Annotated in this window: 15 protein-coding genes and 1 riboswitch; of the genes, 8 read left to right on the top strand and 7 right to left on the bottom strand. The window is 66.7% G+C overall.

The window, feature by feature from the left end:
• Positions 1 to 10: 10 nt before the first annotated feature.
• From DD559_RS03950 to DD559_RS03925, 6 genes are all read right to left on the bottom strand, one after another.
• Positions 11 to 901, bottom strand: coding sequence for an NAD-dependent epimerase/dehydratase family protein (locus DD559_RS03950; protein ID WP_116468037.1), 891 nt, complete (start codon positions 899 to 901; stop codon positions 11 to 13).
• Positions 902 to 903: 2 nt separating this feature from the next.
• Entirely contained in the window at positions 904 to 1,467 is a 564-nt protein-coding gene (locus DD559_RS03945) for a cupin domain-containing protein (protein WP_116468036.1), read from the bottom strand.
• A 184-nt stretch (positions 1,468 to 1,651) separates the two neighbouring features.
• Positions 1,652 to 2,809 carry an alpha/beta hydrolase family protein gene (locus DD559_RS03940; protein ID WP_116468035.1) on the bottom strand — a complete coding sequence of 386 codons (1,158 nt, stop codon included), beginning with the start codon at positions 2,807 to 2,809 and terminating at the stop codon, positions 1,652 to 1,654.
• A gap of 4 nt (positions 2,810 to 2,813) precedes the next feature.
• Positions 2,814 to 3,716 carry a VOC family protein gene (locus DD559_RS03935; protein ID WP_116468034.1) on the bottom strand — a complete coding sequence of 301 codons (903 nt, stop codon included), beginning with the start codon at positions 3,714 to 3,716 and terminating at the stop codon, positions 2,814 to 2,816.
• An 18-nt stretch (positions 3,717 to 3,734) separates the two neighbouring features.
• Entirely contained in the window at positions 3,735 to 4,850 is a 1,116-nt protein-coding gene (locus DD559_RS03930; RefSeq protein WP_116468033.1) for an FAD-dependent oxidoreductase, read from the bottom strand.
• Between the two features lie 10 nt (positions 4,851 to 4,860).
• Positions 4,861 to 7,242: a TonB-dependent receptor gene (locus DD559_RS03925; protein ID WP_240610112.1), complete on the bottom strand. Its 2,382-nt coding sequence runs from the start codon at positions 7,240 to 7,242 to the stop codon at positions 4,861 to 4,863.
• A 155-nt stretch (positions 7,243 to 7,397) separates the two neighbouring features.
• On the opposite strand from DD559_RS03925, the gene DD559_RS03920 reads away from it, so the two are divergent.
• The 5 genes from DD559_RS03920 (at position 7,398) to DD559_RS03900 (ending at position 14,152) form a co-directional block, all read left to right on the top strand.
• Complete coding sequence (locus DD559_RS03920; RefSeq protein ID WP_116468032.1) at positions 7,398 to 8,306, top strand: LysR family transcriptional regulator; 909 nt, start codon at positions 7,398 to 7,400, stop codon at positions 8,304 to 8,306.
• Positions 8,307 to 8,370: 64 nt separating this feature from the next.
• Complete coding sequence (locus tag DD559_RS03915) at positions 8,371 to 8,778, top strand: DUF2946 family protein (RefSeq protein ID WP_116468031.1); 408 nt, start codon at positions 8,371 to 8,373, stop codon at positions 8,776 to 8,778.
• A gap of 65 nt (positions 8,779 to 8,843) precedes the next feature.
• Positions 8,844 to 11,201: a TonB-dependent receptor family protein gene (locus DD559_RS03910; protein ID WP_116470701.1), complete on the top strand. Its 2,358-nt coding sequence runs from the start codon at positions 8,844 to 8,846 to the stop codon at positions 11,199 to 11,201.
• A gap of 13 nt (positions 11,202 to 11,214) precedes the next feature.
• On the top strand, positions 11,215 to 12,606 hold the full coding sequence (locus DD559_RS03905) for a PepSY-associated TM helix domain-containing protein (protein WP_116468030.1): 1,392 nt from the start codon (positions 11,215 to 11,217) through the stop codon (positions 12,604 to 12,606).
• A gap of 60 nt (positions 12,607 to 12,666) precedes the next feature.
• Positions 12,667 to 12,743, top strand: a riboswitch (Fluoride riboswitch).
• Positions 12,744 to 12,766: 23 nt separating this feature from the next.
• A complete protein-coding gene (locus DD559_RS03900; protein WP_116468029.1) occupies positions 12,767 to 14,152 on the top strand; it encodes a voltage-gated chloride channel family protein in 1,386 nt (461 codons plus the stop codon).
• Positions 14,153 to 14,497: 345 nt separating this feature from the next.
• Here the strand turns inward: DD559_RS03900 and DD559_RS03895 are convergent, their stop codons facing one another.
• The gene (locus DD559_RS03895) at positions 14,498 to 16,534 is read right to left on the bottom strand and encodes a S46 family peptidase (protein ID WP_116468028.1); all 2,037 of its coding nucleotides are present in this window, start codon (positions 16,532 to 16,534) and stop codon (positions 14,498 to 14,500) included.
• 166 nt (positions 16,535 to 16,700) lie between these two features.
• On the opposite strand from DD559_RS03895, the gene DD559_RS19560 reads away from it, so the two are divergent.
• Genes DD559_RS19560 through DD559_RS03885 form a run of 3 tightly spaced genes read left to right on the top strand, consistent with a single transcriptional unit; the run spans position 16,701 to position 18,666 of the window.
• Positions 16,701 to 16,901, top strand: a complete 201-nt coding sequence (locus DD559_RS19560) for a hypothetical protein (protein WP_133243770.1) — start codon at positions 16,701 to 16,703, stop codon at positions 16,899 to 16,901.
• Entirely contained in the window at positions 16,898 to 17,530 is a 633-nt protein-coding gene (locus DD559_RS03890) for a DUF1826 domain-containing protein (RefSeq protein ID WP_240610111.1), read from the top strand. Before DD559_RS19560 ends, DD559_RS03890 begins: the two co-directional genes overlap by 4 nt.
• A complete protein-coding gene (locus DD559_RS03885; RefSeq protein WP_116468027.1) occupies positions 17,518 to 18,666 on the top strand; it encodes a CobW family GTP-binding protein in 1,149 nt (382 codons plus the stop codon). Before DD559_RS03890 ends, DD559_RS03885 begins: the two co-directional genes overlap by 13 nt.
• Positions 18,667 to 18,682 lie beyond the last annotated feature (16 nt).

The following is an 18,682-nucleotide window of genomic DNA, read 5'->3' as shown; positions in this document are numbered from 1 at the left end:
TCGTAAGAGATCAGCCGGTCGCCAGGGCGGCGGAAACCAGCCGGGAGATGTCGGGATCGGCGCGCAGGCCCAGCGCATCCGCGCGCTGCGTCATCAGCCGGGGATAGCTGCCGAAGACGCGGCGCAGTATCGCATCCTCGTCATGAGTGATGCAGGCCTGCGGAAAACGGGTTGTGAGCGTCGCGACGAGATCGCCCATCGCGACCCGCAGTGCCGGCAAGGTAATCGCCTCGCCCCAGGTCCAGTCGCCCAGCAGCGCGGCAACGCAATTGGCGGCACAGGCCGTGACGGAGCAGAGCCAGCTCGTCGCCTCGGGTGCGACCGGCACCACATAAGGGACACCAGCGCAGGCGGCATGGAACACATCGCTCAGAAAAGCCGAGCCGAAGCCACCACCGCCCGCAGGCCGGGCGACGATGCCGGGAAGCCGGAGGACCGCGCCCTGGATGGCGCCCCGTCGCACCGCATCGGCGAAGGCGATCTCCACCATCCGCTTGTGCGTACCATAGACGCTGTCCGGCGTCGGCACCGTATCGTCTTCGACCGGGCCGGCCGGCGCGGCGCCGAACACCGCGATCGAGCCGGCAAGGACCAGCCGACGTCCCTGCATCGCCTCGATCAGCTTCAGCGGCACGTCCAGGTTGATGGCCCGCGACTCCACCGGGCTGCCCTCCGCCGCCGCTCCCGGCAACGCCGCCAGATGGAGCAGCGCGTCGCAATCCCGGGTGGCATCGGCCAGGACAGCCGGATCGCGCAGGTCGCCGATCAGCCGTCGCTCCGGTCCCGCCTCGGAGAAGGTCCGGTCCACCAGCAGCAGCTCGACGGCCGCGTGGGTATCACGCAGCCGCCGGACGACCGCCCGGCCGACAAAGCCGTCTCCGCCGGTGATCGTCAGCCGCATCGTCAGCGCTTCAGGCTCTCGTCAAAGGCACCGTCGATCAGGATGAAGACAATGCGGCAGTTGCGGTCGGAGCGGTTCGCCCAGCCATGATTGGTGCCGCGCTGGATGACGATATCGCCGGGGCGAACCGTGGTCTCGCCCTCGTCCATGATCAACACCAGTTCGCCTTCGAGGACGATGCCATAGTCGATCGTCTCGGTGCGGTGCATCAGCGCGTGGCGCGCGCCCTCGCCATGGGCAGAGGCATCGCCCGCGCCGATCTCGGCGAAATGCGCGCGCGCCTCCTCCGGGGTCATGTTGCGGATGCCGTCGCCTTCCGGTGGGATGTCGAGCACGCGGATACGGGTGCCGTTCTTCGGCGGTGCAAGCACGATGCCCTGCTCGGCCGGTTCGCCCGATGCCGCATCGATCGGCGCAGGGGTTGCCCGCGTATTCCACACTTCGTGGAAAAGCGGGCCGATCTCGCCGCCGACGCGCTGCACACGCGGCACGGCGCCGTCTTCCTGAATGATGGCGCGTCCCTGGGCATCATGGCCGGTGACGATGCGGCGAACGATAGCGTTCATGATCAGGCTCCTCGAAGCAAGCGCGTGCGGCCGGAAAGCAGCCGCCACCGCGGGTTATGGGAAAGAACAGCGCCAAGCACGGCACCAAACAGGCCGAGAAAGGACAGGATGCCGAGGATCGCATGGATCCCTCCACCGATCATGCCTGCCGGTGCCACGACGGGCCTGATCCCGGTCGCACATGTCATGCGGTTCGCCCACCCAACGTATCGGCGAACCAGTCGGCGATATAGTCGCGGCCGTACGCCATATTGTCCGCGCCGACATGCTCGACCCCGCCCTCGCGCGCGGTGAAGATCTTCAGTTCACGCTTCGGGCTGTTGACCAGCTGGTCGTAGCAGTCATGGGCGTACTGCACGCTGATCTGGCGATCCTGTGCCCCGTGCGTGACGAGGAACGGCACCTTCACCCCGTCCATATGGCCGTTGAGGTTCATCGCCTCGGCCTTGGCGAAGAAATCGTCCATGTCCCTGGCGCCGAAGGCCCACATGACGTGCGCCCAATAATGCGGCACCGGGTTCTCGCCCTCGCGCTTGAGACGCTTCTGCTGGACCTCGGCCCAATTATGGTTGGCGCCCCAGCAGGCGCCCGAGGCGAAGCGGGGCTCATAGGCGACCGCGCGGGGGGCGAAGTGACCGCCGAGCGAAATACCGGTCATGCCGATGCGCTTGGGATCGACGTCCGGCTGCTGCTCGAGCCAGTCGACCGCCTTCGAGGCCCAATGCTCCGAATGCGGATCGACCGGCAGGCCCTGCAACCGCAGCGCCTCGCCCGAGCCGGGCTGGTCGACGCAGAGCGTGGAGACGCCGCGCCGCGCCAGCGCCTCGGGCAGCCGCGACCAGTAGAGCAGCTCCTTGCAGCTATCGAGGCCGTTGCAATAGACCACGACCGGCTTGGGGCCCTCGCCCGGCGCGCGGGTGTAGAGCGCCGGCATGGTGCCGCTGGCGAGGGGTATCTCCACCCGCTCGCGGTTGATCTTGCCGAGAACCGTCGACTTGTCGAACGTCGCACGCGCCTTGGCATAGGTTTCCTTGCGGCCGGGATGGCCATGGCCCTGCATCCGCTCGCCGGTGAACAGATAGAGCGCCGCACGTTCCAGCTTGTTCGAAGCGGAAAGCGCCCGGCCGCCTGCCTCATCCTCGCCGGCGAGGTCGATCAGCTTGTCCGCCATCGCGACCCACTGCGCCATAAACTGCGGGGTGCCGGCGTCCGCGCCGCTCGCCGCCGCGTCCTTGATCGGCTGGCACATGTCGACCAGCTCGCCGATCTGGCCGCCGCTCTCCATCGCGATCGCGACCGAGAGGTTCCAGATATAGTTCGGGAAATATTCGAACAACGCCACCGGATCAGGCCTCCACTGCCACGAACAGGCCCGGATTGGGCGCGGGATGCGGCAGCGTCTGCGGGCCGCCGGTGCCGATGCCCCACTGGTCCATGACCAGCGGCGCCGGCGTGTAGACCTGGTGCTGATGTGCCTCGAAATCGACTTCTTCCAGCTCGGACGTATATTCGGTCACAAAGCCGCTGGGCGTGACGAAATAGCTGAAGGTGTTGTTGCCGGCGGTGTGCCGCCCCGGCCCCCAGCCGATGTTGATGCCGTTGAGCTTCAGCCGGTGCGCGCCGCGCATCATGCCGTCGATCCCCTCCATGTCATAGGCGACATGGTTGAGGCAGGCAGGCCCCGGCAGCAACGCGATCCGGTGATGCGCCGAGTTGCAGCGCAGGAAGCACATGAAGTCGCCCAGCCAGTCGGACACCTTGAAGCCGAGCACCTCGGTGAAGAACCGTACCGCCGCCTGATGGTCTGGCGAGTGCAGCACGATATGGCTGATCTTCACCGGCACGCCGTCCCAGCGGGCGATGTCGCGGTGCTGGCCGCGCGCGACGTCGCTGGAGATTTCGAACAACAGGCCGTCGGGCGAGAAGAAACGGAAGCCATAGCCGCCGCCGGGCGTCGTCAGTTCGGCGGGCTCGCGAACGATCTTGCAGCCGGCGGCCTCGGCCTTGGCGCGGATCGCGTCGACATCGGCGCGGCTGTCCGCCGCCAGCGCGATCACGTCGATGCGGTTCTCGTCCGCAGAGCGCAGGCGGACGACATGATGCTCGTCATGCCCCTGTGCCTTGAACCACGCCATGCCATCGTCGCTGGGCACAGATTCGAGGCCCCAGATTTCCTCGTAATATTTCTTCTCGGCGTCAAAGTCGGTGACGGCATAGCCGACATAGCGGATCTCGGTAACACGGGTCATGATCGTCTTTCCTGGGGATCAGATGGGTTTTGCGGTGACGGCGAACATCTCGGCGGTCGCCTTTGCGTTATCGATCTGCGGCCCCTTGCCGAGCTGGCCGTGGCAGATCGCCAGGCTCTGGCGGACGATATAGGCACAGCGATCGAAGCGACGGGCGCGATAGGCAGCGAAGGCCTGCTCCACGCTGTCGCCAAGCGCGAGTTCCTCGGCGAGGACGATGCTGTCCTCGATCGCCATGCCGGCACCCTGGCCGAGATGCGGCGTGGTGGCGTGCACCGCGTCGCCGAGCAGCACAACGCGGCCGCGATGCCAGGGCCCCTCCACCAGCATCCCCTCCAGCGGGCGATAGACGACGCCATCATCGTCGGTGATCTGCTCGGCCAGGGCACGGATCGCCGGCGCGCAAGCGGCAAGCTTGCCCCGCATCGCCGCGGCCAGCCCTTCGCGTGGGTAGCGCGGATTGCCCGGCTCCGGCGTGGTGACATACATGTACATCAAGGCCTCGCTGATCGGCACGAAGCCGACGCCGGTCGGGCCATTATACACCTGCAGCGCATCGAGCGCAGGGAAGCGCGGGAAATTGTAGCGCCACACCGCCTGCCCGGTGAACGCCGGCCGCTCGGCATCCGGGAACAGCGTCGTCCGCGTCTGCGAATAGACGCCGTCGGCGCCGATCACGAGATCGTAGATACCGCTGCTGCCGTCCGAAAAGGTCACCGCCACTTGCTCGCCATCGTCGACGATCGTCTCGGCGGTGATGCCCAGTCGCACCTCGGCGCCGAGCGCGATGGTCCGGTCGCCGATCACCTTGTGCAGCGCCGGACGGCCGATGCCGACATTGGCCGGATAGCCTTCGAGCAGCCGGGGCGCGGGCACCCGCGCGACCTTCACCCCGTCCGGCCGGAATATCTCCACCGCGTCGAAGCCGACGCCGGCATCCAGATAGGCATCGAGCAGATCGAGCGTCTTCATCGCCCGCAGCACATTGGCCTGCTGGATGATCCCCACGCCATAGACCGACCAGTCGGGGTCGCGCTCGATCACTTCGACCGAAAAGCCTTTCTGCCGAAGGGCGATGGCGGCGGTGAGGCCGCCGATACCGCCGCCGATGACGAGGATCTTGAGAGACTGCATCCGTACTTCCTCAGAATTTCGACGAGACGCGCACGCCGTAGGTGCGCGGCGGGGAATAGACCGCGAGGGCGGCAGAGCCGGCCCCGTAGATCTGGGCACTGGCCTGGTAGCGCTCATCCTCGATGTTGCGGACGAAGGCGGCGATCGACCAGCGATCGTCGGCAGCGGCGAAGGCCAGCTGCGCGTTGCTCACCCAGGTCGAACCAACCAGCTGGTTGGGCATGTATTCGAAACCGACGACGCGACTGGAGCGATACTGGGTGTCGGCCGACAGCACGACCTTATAGTCCCCCAGCGGCACGGTCTGCTGCCCGCCCAGGTTCATCGTCCATTTCGGCGACTGATAGGCGCTGCGGCCCGAACAATCGATATCGTACAACCCCGCCGTGGCGCTGGGGCGATAGGGGCAGCCGGTGTTCGGCGGCGTTGCGCCGATCGGCTCACGATAGACGAAATTGTCGTACTTCGCATCGAGATACTGGACGTTGACGCTGAGCAACGTGTTCGGCGTGGCAAGGAACTGCGCCTCCACCTCGATGCCCTTGTTGGTCGATTTGCCGACATTTTCCGTGAACTGGCCCTGGTTGCCATTCCGATCGATGCCGGTGTGGTTCACCTGCTGGTTGCGATACTTCCACAGGAACGCCTCAAGGTTCAGCTGCAGGCGGTTGTCGAAGAACCGGTTCTTCATGCCGATCGTGTAGGCGTCGATGAATTCGGGCTGGAACGTCTCGTACCCGGCCGAAAGCGCGAAGCCGCCGGAACGATAGCCGGTCTCGTAATTGGCGTAGAGCAGCGAATGCGGACCGACATCGAACTCGGCGCCAAGGTGATAGGTGAACCGGTCGTTGGAAAGCGTGGTGTTCACCGGCGTTACGGCGTGGATCAGCAGCGCGCCGGTAGTACCGATCGGCCTGGCCTGGTTGTCCGGCACGGTTGGGAACGGTGCGGACAGGTCCTGATAGCGGCCGGTGGACGGCAGCAGCGGCGCCGTCGGGCAGCTCGGCCGCCCCTGCGCCACGACGGTGCAGCGGACGAGGAACACATCCGCGCGACCGTTGAAGTCCTTGTCGTCCTTCGTATAGCGCAGGCCGCCGATCAACCGCAGCCGATCGGTGAAATTGGTCGTAATCCGCCCGAAGCCGGCATAGGACTTCGTGTCGGAGGTGAATTGCTGATACGCGTTCAGCGCCTGCTGGGCAAAGAGATAGGTCGCCGCGATGGACTCGTCGAAATAATAGGCGCCAAGCATGTAGTCGAAAATGCCGACGCGATCGCCCGAGAAACGCACTTCCAGGCTCTTCTGTTCATCCGTTTCGGCGACGTTGCCATAGAAGGCGGGCACGGCGAAGCGGTTGTCTAGCTTCGAATAGCGCCAGGCGGGGATGACGGTGAGCGTGCCGGCGCCGGTGCGAAGGCTGATTTCGGCATTGGCCCCGTAATAGTCGTTGTCGAGATAGGGCTGCACGTCCAGCGGGACCAGCGTGCGACCGGCGAGCCCGCTGAACAGCGTCTGGCGATAGGCCTGCGCTTCCGGCGAGAACAGCCCGCTATCCTTGCTGAGCCCGGACGGTACGAACAGGTTGCTCGTGCCGTTGAACGCGATCCGGCCGGCATAGGTGGAGCCAGGCCCCTTGCCGCCGCTGTGCGAGAAATCGCCGCCCACGCGGACGGTAAGGTCCGGGGTCAGCTCGCTGAGGAACTGGACGCGCAACGCCTGCGTCTTCTCGTCGCTGGTGCCATCGGTCTGGTAGCCTTCACGCTGGACGATATTGCCGGCGACGCGCATCGCGCCATGCTCGCCCATTGCGATGTTCACCGCGCCCTGGACGTTCAGCGCACCATAATTGCCATAGCTCGCGGTGATGAAGCCGCTGTTCTCGCCCAGCCTGGGCCGGGTCGGCAGCACGTTGATCGCGCCGGCCGTGGCGTTGCGGCCGTAGAGCGTGCCCTGCGGCCCCTTCAGCACTTCCACGCGCTCGAGATCGTAGAAAACACCCGAGGTGGAGGTCGCGCGGCCGAGATACACCCCGTCGTAATTGAAGGCGACGGCGGGATCGCTATACCCGTTGACGGTGAAATTGCCGACGCCGCGCAGGAAGAACACCGTGTTCGCACCCCCCTGCGGCTGCGCGGCGAGCGACGGCACCGAATTGCCGAGCTCGTTCGAGCTGGTCAGCCCGCGGCTCACCAACTGCTCGCCGGTGACGACGGCAACCGGAATGCCGGCGCGCTGCAGGTTTTCGGCCTTGCGCTGCGCGGTGACGATGATTTCCTGAAGCCCCTGCTGATCGGCGGCCGGCGGCGCGGCGCTCTCGGCGGGCGCGTTTTGCTCCCTCACCTCGCTGCGATCCTGCGAAAGTGCCGGGTTGATCATGCCCCCGATGCTCATCGCCAGTATCGAACTGGTCCGCCTCCATGCCCGTCTCACATCCACTCTCCTGTCGACGCGGATCTCTTCGTATCCGCTCCGGGCGATGATGAGCGGGTTTTGACATTAATCAAAATTGCTATATTTTATGTATTATCATTCACAGGATTGATGTCATGCGTCTCGATCGGTTTGATCTGAACTTGCTCGTCGCCTTTCACACGCTGATGGAGGAGCGCAGCGTCACCCGCGCTGCCGAACGCCTGCGCCTGACCCAGCCTGCAATGAGCGCCGCGCTGCGGCGGCTCCGCGAATCGTTCAACGATCCGCTGCTGGTGGCCAACGGCAAGCAGATGGTGCCGAGCCCACACGCGCAGGAACTGGCGCCCCGCGTCGCCGAAATCGTGGCGACCGCCCAGGCGCTGATCTCTGGATCCACCCTGTTCGATCCGCAGACTTCCCGCCGCAGCTTTCGCATCGCCGCCTCGGACTATGTCACTTCGATCGCGGTGCAGCCGCTGCTTGCGGAAATGGCGGTGCAGGCCCCCGGCATCCGCTGTTCGGTGGTCGCCCCCCATACGGGGATCACCGAACAGATGGAGCGCGGCGAAGTCGACTGCATCATCTCGCCAGAACAGTTCCAGGCGCAGGGGCACCCCACCGAATTGTTGTTCGAGGAAGAGCATGTGCTGCTCGGCTGGTCCGAAAACCCGCTGTTCGCCAAGCCGATCACCGAAGCCGAATACCAGGCGGCAGGCCATGTCGTCGTCGAATTGTCCAACACCCCCGCCTTTATCGATCAGGTTGTGCGGGCGCGCGGCGATACGCGCCGCATCGAAGTGACGGTGACGTCGTTCACGCTGGTGCCCTGGCTGCTTCCGGGAACGCAGCGCATCGCGCTCGTCCATGCGCGGCTCGCCCGCCTGTTCATGGGCAAGCTGCCGCTGGCGATGGCGCCGCCGCCTTTCCCGCTGCCGAAGATGCGCGAGATGATCCAGTTCAACCGCACCCGCGCGACGGATCGTGGCCTGCTATGGCTTCGCGAAGGGCTGCGCCGACATGCCGGAGAGACGATCGGCTGCTAGCTGCTCGCCATCGGCGAGTCGGAAGCAATCGACAAATGAATGGGCGGCGTTTAGCGGGGAATTCGTGACCGCCCTGCGCCGCCTTCTGTTCACCCATCGCCTGCTGTGCGGCTGGCTGATCGCGACTGCGCTGCTGATGAAGCTGCTGCTGCCGGCCGGGTTCATGCCGGTGACATCTGGCCACACCCTCGTCCTGGGTTTCTGCTCCGGCTATGGCCCGGCGACCCTTGCGGTGACGATCCCGGCCAGCGATGATCGCACCAGCCCCGACGAGCACCGGCAGAAGGGCGAGATGCCGTGCGCCTTTGCCGGCCTTTCGATGCCGGGACTAGCCGCGGTCGATCCGCTGCTGCTGCTGCTGCTGGCGATCGCCTTCCTGCTCGAACGGGCCATCCGTACCGCTGCGGCGATTCCGGCGATCGCCCGCGTCTATCTTCGACCACCGCTTAGAGGGCCGCCGCGCTTCGCCTGATTCCGTCGTCGTCGTTGATGGGTGTGCGCCCTGTGGCCGCACGCCCCCCGGATCAGGGAAGTTTCATGTCCAAGCTATTCGTTTCGGCGGCTATTTCGGCCGTCCTCTCCGCATCTGCCGTTCATGCGCAGACCGCAAGCGCGGATCGCCGCGCAGAATTGCTGCGCCAACGCGCCGCCATCGATGCCGAGTTGGCAACGCTCGATCACGCGGCAGTCGCGGCGCCACCGCCGGCCGCGGTGCCGGCGAGCGCCAGTGCCGCGCCGACCGACGAGATTTTCGTCACCAGCAAGGCCCTGTCGCTCACCACGCGCATCAGCGGGCAGACCGTCACCACCGTCGATGCCGCGGCGTTCCGCAACACCCCGGCAACGACCATCGCCGATATCGTGCGGCTTTCGCCCGGCATCGCCGTGACGCAGGGCAACGGCCCGCGCGACGTGAGCGTATCGGTGCGCGGCTCCAATGCGCGCAATTCGTTCGGCGCGCGCAACCTGCAGGTGTTCGAGGATGATTTCCCCGTCACCCAGCCCGACGGCCTGGCGCGCTTCGACCTGACCGATCCCCATGCCTATGGCGCGGTGGACGTGGTGCGCGGGCCCTCCTCGGCGCGCTACGGCAATTACGCGCTGGGGGGCGCGGTCAATTTCCGCACCCGCGCCGGCCGCGACATCCAGGGAATCGAGGCGGGGTTCGATATCGGCGGGGACGGGTTCGCCAATCTCTATGCCACGGTGGGCGACGGCAATGCGGTGCACGATGTCGCGGTGTTCGGCAGCTATGTGCGCGGCGACGGCGCCACCGGCCATACCGGCTACGAAACCGGCACGCTCAATGCGCTCGCCCGCTTCGAACTTGGCCCGCGCGACCGGGTAGCGGTGAAGCTGATCTACAACGAAGGCGATTTCCGCCTTTCCACCCGGCTTTCCTACAACCAGTATCTCGCCAACCCCTATCAGCAGGGCTGCAAGGCGGCGGCGACCGCGGCGCCGGGCTGCGGCACGATTTCGGTACTGGTCAACGGCGTCAACGGCGCCCGTATCGCCCAGACGGCGGACGAAGGCGACCTTGCCCGCAACGATCGGCGCACGATCGTCGGCACGCGCTACGAGCATGATCTGGGGCCGAACACGACCTGGCGCACCCAGGCGACCTTCGATGCCCGCGTCGTCAACCAGCCAACCAGCGCGACGCCGTTCAAGGGCACGCTCAACAGCTACAATCTGACGTCCGACATCACCAGCCACGGCACCATCGGCGGCATGGCGGCGACCAGCTTCGTGGGCCTGTTCTACAACTATCTCGACAACCAGAGCTTCAGCTTCAACAAGACGCCGGCGGGCCGCAACGGCTTCGGCGCGCTCACCCAGACGGTGTTTGGCGATGTGCGGAACATGGGGCTGCGCGCCCGCGAGGAACTACAGCTCACCACAAGGTTGCAGGCGATCGCCGGCATCGGTGCGGAGCGTTCGATCCTGAACGTCCGCCAGACCGCCTATAGCTACCCCCTGGGCGCCACCCCGCTCCTCGCCTTCATTCCCGCCGAGCGGCATTTCACCAATGTTGCGCCCGAAGCCGCATTGTTCTGGCAGGCGGTGGACGCGGTGCGGCTGCATGCGCGAGTGGGGACGGGCTATGGCATCCCGCAGGCCGGCAACCTGTTCGTCACCGCGGCCGGCGTGGCGGGAAACAACAGGAGCCTGAAGGCACAGCGCAACACCGGCATCGACATCGGCGCCCAGGTGACGCTGGGGCGGAATTTCACGGCGGAACTCACCGGCTATCAGGAGTGGTTCACCAACGAACTGGTCAGCCAGTCGGCCGGGGTGAACCTGCTCGCCTATACCACGAACGTGCCGCGATCGGTGCATCGCGGCATCGAGCTGGGATTTGGCTGGCGACCGTTGCCGGGCGTGCTGCCAGGGGCGAAGCTCGATGCCAGCTACAGCTATAACGACCAATATTATACCGACTTCCAGGAACGGCTTACCGCCGGCAGCATCTCGCGGCTGCTCGATCGCCGCGGCAAGGCGATTCCGGGCGTGATCCCCCATTTCGTCAACATTCGGGCGGGCTATGACCAGCCGGCGGGGCCGCTCGCGGGCGTCGGCGGCTTTGCGGAGCTCACCTATCGCGACCGCTTCTTCGTCGACAACAGCAACCTGCTGGCGATGCCGTCGGCAACGCTCGTGAACGTAAACCTGCACTATGATCCGCCCCGCGGGACCCGGCGGCTGCGCTTCTATGCCTCGGTGCAGAATCTGTTCGACGTCATCACGGTCGGCTCCGCCTCGGTGATCGCGAACAGCCTGAATGCGGCGACGGGGGCGGAGAACCCGGCCTCGGTGCTCGCCAACACCACCGGCTCGGTCTACGCCGGGCAGCCTCGCACGGTCTATGCCGGCGTCAAGGCGCGGTTCTGAGGGAGAGCGAATCATGCAGCAATCCCGTGCCCCCCGCTGGCCGAGCACCGCGGCCGTCTGGCGCTGGCATTTCTATGCCGGCCTGTTCTGCATTCCCTTCGTACTGTGGTTGGCGATCACCGGCTCGATCTATCTGTTTCGCCCCCAGGTGGAGGCACTGATCGATGCGCCCTATGCGAACCTGGCCATCACCGGCCCCCGCGCCTCGGCGGCGGCGCAGGCCGCCGCGGCGGTACGGGCCGTGCCCGGATCGGTACTGCACCGCTACCAGCTGCCGGTCACCGATCGGCAGGCGGTGCAGGTCATCGTCGGCAACGGAAAGGACGAGACCCGTGTCTATATCCACCCGCAGACGCTGGCGGTGCTGAAGACGGTCGACGAGGATCAAAGACTGATGCGGGTGATCTTCCGCCTGCACGGCGAGCTACTGGCAGGCACGCCCGGCTCCTACCTCGTCGAGCTGGCGGCCTCGTGGACGATCGTGATGCTCCTCTCCGGCCTGTTCCTCTGGTGGCCGCGCGACGGGCGTATCGCCGGGGTGCTCTATCCGCGGCTGGGTGCGGGCGGCCGCCGCTTCTGGCGCGATCTGCACGCGGTGACGGGCTTCTGGGTCTCGGCCTTCGCGCTGTTCCTGCTCGTGTCGGGCTTGCCTTGGGCGAAGAGCTGGGGCGGCTATCTGAAGGCAGTACGCGGCGTGGTCGAAGGTCATCCGGTCAAGCAGGACTGGACCACCGGCCATGCCGAGGAACTCCGCCAGCGCGCCGCTGCCGATGCCGGTACCCGCGCGATGATGGGCGCGCATACCGAGCATCACGGCATGGCGATGGCGCACCCGGCCGTCTCGCTGGTGCCGCTCGACCGGTTGATTGCAACCTTGGGGCCGCTGCGGCTGGCGACGCCGGTCCTGGTCGCGCCGCCGACCGGACCGGGCCAGCCCTGGACCGCCAAGTCCGATGCCGCCAATCGGCCGCTGCGCACCGATCTGACCCTGGACGGCGATAGCGGCGCGATCCTCTCGCGCAAGGATTTCGCCCAGCGCCGGCTGGTCGATCGGCTGGTCGGGTATGGCGTGGCAGTGCATGAGGGGCAGGCGTTCGGCTGGCTCAACCAGTTGCTGAACCTGCTGACCGCGATCGGCCTGATTCTGCTGGCGGTGAGCAGCATTGTCCTGTGGTGGCGGCGGCGTCCGCAGGGGATATTGGGGGCGCCGCGTGCGGCGGCACCCGCGCCGTTCGCAGTGGCGTTCTTCGCGCTGGTGGCGGCGCTCGGCCTGTTCCTGCCGCTGATGGGGATCAGCCTGCTGCTCGTGCTGGCAGTGGAACGGCTGGTGCTGGTGCATCTGCCGGGTGCGCGCCGATGGCTCGGACTGCGGCCGGCAGTCACCCCGCGCGCCACAGGCCGCTAGCGGATCGTGCATTTGCTAGATCGGGGCAGCGGTTGACGGCGCGCGGCTCTTTCGCATAGAGCGGCGTACGGCGATGGATTTCCGCCGGGCCATGTGGCCGAACCGCCCTTGCAAGGGCCGATGATTCCTACCAGGCGCCGCAAGGCAGCGAGGAGGAATCGTGCGCGTTACTTTCGATAGCCGGACCGATCCGTTCAACCGGAGGGCGTTCTTCCGCGACCGCCGCGATCAGGTCCAGTCGGTGCTGCGCTGGACACTGATCCTGGTGCCGACGGCCGCGCTGATCGGTACGCTGTGTGCCGCGTTCTTGGGGAGTCTCGACGCCGCGACACGGGCGCGGTTTGATCATCCGTGGCTCCTGTACCTGCTGCCCCTGGGTGGCGCGGCGATCGCGCTGCTCTACCATCGCCTCGGGCGGTCGGTCGAAGCAGGCAACAATCTGATCGTCGAACAGATCCACGAACCGGGCGGCGGCGGCGTGCCGTTGCGGATGGCGCCGCTGGTGTTCCTCGGCACGATCGCGACGCATCTGTTCGGCGGCTCGGCGGGCCGCGAGGGGACCGCGGTGCAACTCGGCGGCAGCATCGCCAGCGCCGTAGCCGGCCTGTTCCGGCTGGACGCTGCCGGCGTGCGCATCCTGCTGATGGCAGGCGTGGCGGCCGGGTTCGGCGCGGTGTTCGGCACGCCGCTCGCAGGTGCGGTGTTCGCGCTCGAAGTGCTGGCGGTGGGCCGGATCGAAACCACGCACCTCCTGCCCTGCCTGCTCGCCGCACTGGTCGGCGACTGGACCTGCCATGCCTGGGGCATCCACCACACGCCATATCACATTGTCACCCCGGCCGCTGGGGGCGGCGCGCTGCTGGTCGCGCCGCTGCTGCTCGCCAAGGCAGCGCTGGCCGGCGTGCTGTTCGGGCTGGCGGGGCTGGCCTTTGCCGAGGCGAATCATGTGCTGGGCGGCTTTCTCAAGGCGCGCCTTCCCTATGGCCCGGCGCGCGCCGCGCTGGGCGGTGTGCTGGTGATCGCACTGGTCTGGATCGTCGGCACGCGCGGCTATCTCGGGCTCGGGGTCTGGTCCGCCATTCCAGGCGACCCGACGATCGCAGGATTCTTCACCGGGCCGGTCGATCCTTGGAGCTGGGCGCTCAAGATGCTGTTCACCGTCGTCACGCTCAGCGCCGGCTTCAAGGGTGGCGAGGTGACCCCGCTGTTCTTCATCGGCGCCGCGCTCGGCAACGCGCTGGGCGGGCTGCTCGGCGCGCCGATCGACCTGTTCGCCGGGCTCGGCTTCGTCGCCGTGTTCGCAGGCGCGGCCAACACGCCGCTGGCCTGCACGATCATGGGCATCGAACTGTTCGGGGCAACCCATGCCGTGCCGATCACTGTCGCGTGCTTCGTCGCGTACCTCTGTTCGGGCCATAACGGCATTTATCTGTCGCAGTATATTGCCGTCCCCAAGCGGGCGTCGCGCCTCTCCGCCGGTGCCGCGACGCTGCGCGAGGCACGGGCCGCGCGCAGAACACGATCGGCAGGATCGATATCGGCATGACGGCGCTGCACAAGGCGATGGGGACGGCGCGCCGGTGCTACCGATCGTCAGCGGCACGGGCATATTGCTCGACCTGCCGGATCGGGTGCGGCCGGTGTTCGGGCAGATGTCGCCGCGGCTAGCGGCCGGATCCTCCCCGTCCGCGACGGGCCGGCCGATCAGGGCGGCACTGCTCGACTGGCTGCACCCGCTCCATGGCGACGAACCGCGTCGGCGGCATGGTTGCGTCTGCGCAAGCGGGCGCGCCAGCCAGAAGCGGTTTATTGCTTGGACAAAGCGGCACGGTGGGCGCGGCGGCGGCTCTTCCGTCGAAACGGGGAGGGAGCAGCCCCTCCCCGTCTTGGCTCATCCACCGAGTTCGTCGGCGAGTGCGGTCGCGCCATAGACCGTGCGCAGCGCCTCGCTCACCGCCGCAGCCGATACCGAGATCGCCCGGTTGGTGGCGGGGTCATAGCCGTAATTGCCCCCCAGGCTGTGGATGTTGCCGTCGAACACCGCGCCGATCACCTCGGCCTTGGCATTGATCAGCGGCGATCCCGAATTGCCGCCGATGATGTCGTTGGTGGTACTGATGTTGAAGATGGTGTTCGGATTCAGCCGGTCCTTTGCCGCAACCCAGCGGGGGTCGAGCTTGAACGGCGCCTGGCCGGTCGCGCGGGCGTACAGGCCGGCGAAGGTGGTGAAGGGCGCCACCTCGGTCCCGCGCTCGCTCCAGCCGGCGATCTTGCCAAAGGAAAGCCGCAGCGTGAACGTCGCGTCGGGATAGAGGCTGTCGCCGAACGCGGCGAAGCGCGCCTGGGCGATCTGCTCGCTCGCCGCCACCGTCGGGCCGGTTACCGTGTCGATCCAGGCGGCCTGAAGCCGGCGTGCCTCGGGATCGATGCGGCGCGCGAACACGATCAGCGGATCGTCCGACGCATCGATCGCTGCCGCGCCGCCGTCCCAAAGCTGCTTGCGATAGGCCGGATCGCCAAGCCGCGAGCGGGAGAGCGCCGTGCCCAGCGCCTCCGGGCTGTCCTTGCCGAGCAACAACCGGGTGCCTGCACCGTCGCTGCCGAGATATTCGCGGGCCTTTGAAAGCCAGAAGGTGAGCGTCAGCTGCTCCAGCTCGGGCGAAACCGGCGTCGCGTCGAGGATCTGCTTTTCGAGCAGCGGCAGCTGCGAATCGGCGAATCCGGGCAGGCGCTGTGCCGATGGCTTGGCCCGTTCCACCGCCGCCCGCACCAGCGCGCGGGCATAACCGAACAGCGACGATCCCATCGGACCACCGGCGACATAGCTGTAATCGAGGTACAGCGTTTCGGCCTTGGCCTGCGCCCCTGCGATTTGCTTCCAGGGCCCATCGCCGATGCCGGCCTTGGTGCGCAGCGCGGCTTCCTGCGCGCGTTTGTCGGCCAGGAAGCTGGCATCGTTCAGCGCGAAAAGCCGCCCGAAATAGACCTTGTAGCTGTTCTCGATGCCAAACAGCAGATCCTGGGCGAGACGGCGATGCTCGTCGGATTCGGTGCCGAACTGGATCAGCCGCCCGCGCAGCTCGGACATGCGGAGCAACGTCAGCGGCAGCGTGCGATCGCGCTGGCGCTCCAGCTGGGCGACGGTCAGCTGTCGATCGGTACCGCCGGGGTTCCCGGCAACGAAAACCGCCTCCCCCGCCTTGGGCGCGGCGGGATTCCACCGCAGGTGCTGTGGGGTCACCGCCGGCTTGCCGTCTTCGTAGAGCCGCACGAACGCCGCATCGAGCGCATAGCGGGGGAAGTTGAAATTGTCCGGGTCGCCGCCGAAGAACGCGGTCGGTACGCCCGGCGAGAAGACCAGCCGGACATCGGCATATTTGCGGTAGCGGTAGAGCTTGTACTGCCCGCCATGATAGAGGTCGACCACCTGGCAGCGCAGCGTCGCCGGGGACCGGGCACAGCCCTGCAACTCGATCGCACCGATCGCCGCGGTGCGCGCCTGGATCAGCGCGGCGCCAGCCAGCCCGTCACCCGCCTTGCGCACCTGCGCGGTAACGTCGGTGATGCCTTCTAGAATCTCACCCTGCATACTCGGGCATTTGCGTTCGTCCTCCGGCCCGGCGGTGACGACCCCCTGGATGTAGAGATCATTGCCCTTGGACGAGAGATCCTGCGCACATTCGGCGACGCAGTGATTGTTGGTCAGCACCAGCCCATGCACGCCGACCACCGAAGCGGAGCAGCCCCCGGACAGGCGCACCGCCGCGCCGCGCACCTTGTCCAGCCATGCCTGGTCGATGGTGACCCCATAGGCGGCCTTCACCTTGGCAGCAGGGAAATTGTCGAACGTCCACATCCCTTCATCGGCCTGTGCCGGCATGGCCAGCAACGAGGAGGCAGCGAGGGCGACAAGCGGAGACAGGCGCATGGAGGGTCCAGTATCGTTGATCAGGCGGCGATCCTTAGCCAGCGTCAATGAATGTTACAACATATCCTTAGTCCTCTCGCAGGAAGGAATGGGCAGGTTCGTGGGCCAGCCTCACGGCGATGGGCCAACCCCGGGGCTGTGCCAACGACATCGGCCAAGTGACCGCTTGAGCTTTATTGCGCGCGCAACTAAAAATGATACGTTGTATCGTTACTTTCTGGAGTACCGGGTGATTTCCTTCGACGCTGCCGGACCCGGCACCACGACCGGCTTCCTCACCGCCGCGCCATCGGGTTTCACCATCGCGCGCGGCGCATGGATATGCGCCACCTGCGACTGCCCCCAGCCGGCCATGGCAGCAGAATGATCGCGTTGACACAGGAACGCACCGCCGCAGCCGGCATGGCCGTGCAACGCTGCTCGCCCTCTGTGCTGGACTCCATAGCCCGGCCGGACGTGCATCTGGCGATCTGGCGCCGGCCACTGCCGCAAGGCCTTGCCTGGCTATCGCAGCTCGATTGGTCGAAGATCGACGACCTGGATTTCGAAACCACGCTCGATGCCGTGGCGGATGCGGTCGTCGAAGGGCTCGCCGAGGCCGGCTACCCGGCAGGTGCCCGGGGAGATGCGCTGGCGGACGAAATCGTGCAGCATGCCCGACGCTTCGCCGCGATCCACAAGCTGGACGCCGTGAGCATCCGGCTAGAGGTGATCGAGACGGACGCCTGCCGGAAGTTTCACGCGGATTATGTGGCGGCGCGGCTGCTTACGACGCTGGTGGGAACCGGCACCCAGTGGATCCACGGCGTCGAGGCCGCCGATACGCCCATCCGGCAGATGGGAACCGGCGATGTCGGCATCTTCAAAGGGCGGCTGGCGGCGGAGTCGCTTTCGATCCTGCATCGCTCGCCGCCGATCGGGGAGGCAGGCGAAACCCGGCTGCTGCTGGCGATCGATCCCGCCCCAGCACCGGGAGCGTACGCATGCGCGCACTGACCGCGGGCCCGCAGGCGCGAATTCCGGTCAGCGTGCTCACCGGTTTTCTAGGCAGCGGCAAGACCACGCTCCTCAACCATCTGGTGCGGAGGCCGGAGCTGCGCCGCGCGCTGGTGATCATCAACGAGTTCGGCGCGGTCAGCCTCGACCATGATCTGATCGCGCGATCGAACGAGGACATGGTGGTGGAGATGATGGGCGGCTGCCTCTGCTGCACGATTCGGGGCGATCTGCGCGCGACCTTGCGCGACGCCCCCTGGCGTTTCGCGCGGGAAGGCCGTTGCTGGTTCGATCGCGTTGTGATCGAAACCACCGGCCTCGCCGATCCCGCGCCGATCCTGCACACGCTGATGGCCGATCCGCAGCTGCAGACTCTCTACCGCCTCGACGGCGTGGTCACCACGGTCGATGCTGTCAATGGCATGGCGACGATGGACACCCAGGAGGAAGCGGTGCGCCAGGCGGCCGTGGCCGATCGCATCGTGCTGACCAAGACGGATCTGCTATCCAGCGATGGGCAACGGGCGATCGAGGCGCGGCTGCGGGCGATCAACCCGGCCGCACCGGTCCTGCCGGTGCTGCAGGGAGCGGCCGATCCCGAACGCCTGTTCGATGCCGGCCTTTACAACCCCGAGACCAAGAGCAACGACGTACGCCGCTGGCTGAATGCAGAGGCCTATGACGGGGGCCATGGGCATGACCATGCCGATCACGGGCACCATGCGCATCACCACGACATCAATCGCCACGACGATCGCATCCGAGCAACCTGCCTGACCTTCGACACGCCGCTCCGCGCCGAAGCGTTCGAACGCTGGATCGACATTCTCACCAGCCTGAAAGGCGCGGATATCCTGCGGGTGAAGGGCATCGTGCACCTGCGCGACCATACCAAGCCGGTGGTCGTCCACGGCGTGCAGCACCTGTTCCATCCACCCGTCGAACTGGAGGATTGGCCTTCCGACGACCGGCGGACACGGCTGGTGTTCATCACCCGTGACATCACTGCCGATCAGCTCCGAGGCACCTTGTCGCTGATGACGATCGGCCTCGACCGCTTCGGCCTGCAGGGACTGGTAGAAACACTCCCGGCGCCGGGGATTCCTGGCGGTACGATGGGCGGCGGCTGGGCCTGATCGGCGCCACCGTCCA

Source organism: Sphingomonas pokkalii (genome assembly GCF_003096275.1).
Taxonomy (GTDB): domain Bacteria; phylum Pseudomonadota; class Alphaproteobacteria; order Sphingomonadales; family Sphingomonadaceae; genus Sphingomonas; species Sphingomonas pokkalii.
The sequence above is the reverse complement of the archived record's forward strand: the minus strand, read 5'-3'. Positions and strand labels throughout refer to the sequence as shown.